3 protein-coding genes are annotated in these 3249 nt (G+C 36.3%); all 3 read right to left on the bottom strand.

Annotation, left to right across the window (positions count from 1 at the left end; genetic code table 11):
- Window positions 1–392: hypothetical protein (locus AWW72_RS19500; protein WP_171254741.1), on the bottom strand; the 392-nt coding region annotated here is incomplete at its 3' end.
- Between the two features lie 8 nt (window positions 393–400).
- A complete protein-coding gene (locus tag AWW72_RS16135; protein ID WP_062848009.1) occupies window positions 401–853 on the bottom strand; it encodes a hypothetical protein in 453 nt (150 codons plus the stop codon).
- A gap of 16 nt (window positions 854–869) precedes the next feature.
- On the bottom strand, window positions 870–3249 hold a 2380-nt coding region (locus AWW72_RS16130; RefSeq protein ID WP_212815502.1), incomplete at its 5' end, for an RHS repeat-associated core domain-containing protein.

Below are 3249 nucleotides of genomic sequence, written 5' to 3'. Positions count from 1 at the left end.
CCTTCAGGGTTGTAATGATGTGATCGTATTGGATAAAGTATACCTATATGTATTTTCTTACCCAAACAATACTCATAGTAGCTATCTTGATCAGAAATAAGTTTCCAACCATCAACTTCCAACCTCTTACGAATATTAGAAAAATCATTTAAAGAAAGATTTGATTTTTTTATTTTAGTAATTGAATATTTACTTTCTGGCTTATCAACCCAGATTTTTTCATTTGGTTGATATTCCCCAAAGTATTGATTAATGACATGTGTAAAATACTTACCTTGTTGTGTTTCTTCAACACTAGCGCAAGAACAAACATATACTATAAAAACTAAAAAACTAGTTTTCTTTAATATTTCTTTATTTATAAAAGAACGTAAAATCAAAAAGATTGACACACCTATCTCTATTTATAATCATGACATATATATGAGGTTGTATTATTAGCTTTATAAAATATTACATGCCAATCATCATTTAATTGCATTGCAACAGAACCTTCGGTCAATTCTTTATTACCCACAATAACTCGCGGTGCAATAATTTCAAGTTGACTTTTATCTCTACAGAATACATAACTTTCATTATATTTTCTATAATACTCCCATCCCATTTCTTTTAATTCTTTATCTTTCTTGTTTAAGAAATTATTGAAATTAAATTCATCTGCTTTAATCTTATATGAAACCCTATTAGCACTATAAGATGAGTAACCTTTTAAATCTCGAGTTTTACTATCAAAAAGGATGCTGGCCTCATTTACAAAATCCTGATTTACTTTATCTATATAGGGCTTTTGTACTATTTCTTTACCACATCCGATTAATAGAACCGAGAGGGTTAAAACAATTTTTTTCATAAATGGTCCTTACACTCTATTTATCAGACAACAATTTTGTAACACCAATATCGAAACTAACACCAGTTCTACCCACTACAAACTCAACTGCTCTAGCTTTATAGACAGGGCTACTTTTTGAAACCATTGGTACAACATAATTTGCGCCTATGCCAATACCAGGACCAATAACAATACCTGCCGATGCAGATGCCCCATTAACAAATTCATCTGTTAAATTACGCATACCATACTCATCAACCGTTGCTTTGTCTAAATTTTTTATAACGCCGCTTACACAACTTGCACCAACTAGATCTTTAGAACTTTTCGGAGCAGATTGGGTTATTAATGCTCCTTTAGAGCCTGCGATATACCAACCCTCTTTTTCATTAGCCCATAAATTTTTTACAACCGTAACATTGTGCCCTAATAGACCACCACTACAAGCTACATAATCTGCACTCGGCGAGCAAGAATAATGTTTATAAGCATTTTTACCCAATACTGCTCTTGAACGTAATCCACCTGGTTGTCTAGGTCTAGGCGTGCTTTCACAGACTGTGTTCCTATAGAATTCTTCTGCACTTTTTGCCTTAGTCTCATCAGCTAGCTTCTGCTGTCTTTCTTTTTCCGCTGCTCTTTGTTTTGCTTGCTCATTTGCAAGTTTAGCCTGCTCAGTCGCGTTACGCTGACGCTCAACAATCGGAGCATTCCTACGGTTAAAGTCTTGAGAATAACGCTCATAGTTTGACTGATTAGAATTCTTATTTTTTTCAGCCATCAAGCCCATTGGATCAACCCATTGAGTTGGATCACTTACATAAGCAGAAGTGTTATATCCACCCAATAAACCTATCGGATCTTTACTTATATACTTTGCACTATACGGCTCATAATAACGATAACGGTTATAATGCAGTCCTGTTTCATTATCGTAATACTGACCTTGGAATCTCAGATTACTCTGTTCAAATGGATTGTCCTTATTAAGCATTTGAATCTCGAGTGCAGTGCCCCACGTATCCTGAGTAATTTCCCAGACACATTCACCTGCGGCATTACTCAGTGTTTGCGGTGTTCCCACCTGATCACAATGATAAAAAGCGGTTTGCTCTAAAGCCACACGGTTTTTACGTGTATCTGTACTCCAGATCGGATCTTTATAAACTGAATAAGGTTTGTTGAGGTATTCGCTATAATCAGGCGTTTCAATTAGTTGAATAAAACCTTGATACCCTGCCTGCATTAAGGGTACAAAGCTGTCAGGCTCATAGACATAATGTTTGGTATAGCTATTCTCAGGCTTGTCCAAATTTTGGCTTGATTCCCAAATCATCAAATCACCATCCCAGCCAAATAAGGTGAGATCTTGGTTTGATGATTTCTTATATAAACGACGTCCAAAGACATCATAACCATACTGAGTCACTTGCCCATTCAAGTTACTTTGGATCAAACGGTTATGATTGTCCCACGTCAGCTTTAAAGTTTTACCATTTTGCGTGGTTTCAATCACATTGCCTTGCACATCATATTGATAATGCTTGCCTTGATACTGTTTGATTAAATTGTTTTTGGCATGTGTTGTCTGGTTGATTGGATCAACCAGATTCCCCGCTGGATCAAACTTGAAACTTTCGTTTTTATGCTGACTTTGCGTGGAAATCAAACGTCCAATCGGATCATATTGATAATTGAGTTGCCCTAAACGACTGTCTTCAACTTGGGTGAGCAAATAGTTTTTATCATATTGATAATGTCTATGCGCTTGGTAACGGAGTCGATCTGAGGTTTCTTGCTCAGGCTCAATCTGTTGAGAAATTAATAACCCCACATCATTATAATGCTTGGTTTGCATCAAACCATTTGCCAGAAAACGTACCGTTTCACGATGTAAATCATCTCGCTGAAAAGAAACAATATCCTGTTGGTTAAACGCAATTCCGTAGATGTGCCCTGAACCATAGCTCAGATTCGTCTGTTCCTGTCCATCCGGACGAATAGTTTTAACCAGATTACCTAATTCATCATATTCATAACGTAATACAGCTGTTAGATTTAACATTTTATAATGCTGATGTTCACGCACCAATTGCCCAAGCTGGTTACGATACATTTGAACTTGGCTCTCAGCATTACTGGCCGAGCTTAATTGTTGATTTAAGTTATATTCAAAATACTCTGTCTGGCTTTGGTGGGTATGCAGGTTGGTATAAATTTTTGAAGCAATCTGTCCATCATCATGATAGCTAAATTCAGTCAAGATATTAGGTTGGCGAATCTGGAATAACAAACCATTTTCACTGTAGCTATAATGCTTTTCTTCACCGTCAAACGCTTGTTCGCGAACTAACTGACCAAACTTGTTATAGCCAAACTGGTATTCAGCCTGATTCTGGTTAATGAGCTTTTGG

Origin of the sequence: Acinetobacter sp. NRRL B-65365, from assembly GCF_001605865.1 — a bacterium.
GTDB classification, from domain to species: domain Bacteria; phylum Pseudomonadota; class Gammaproteobacteria; order Pseudomonadales; family Moraxellaceae; genus Acinetobacter; species Acinetobacter vivianii.
The sequence above is the reverse complement of the archived record's forward strand: the minus strand, read 5'-3'. Positions and strand labels throughout refer to the sequence as shown.

Bases quoted from the DNA above. Each gene is read 5' to 3' on its own strand.
- AWW72_RS16135 (WP_062848009.1), bottom strand. From the start codon at position 853: ATGAAAAAAATTGTTTTAACCCTCTCGGTTCTATTAATCGGATGTGGT.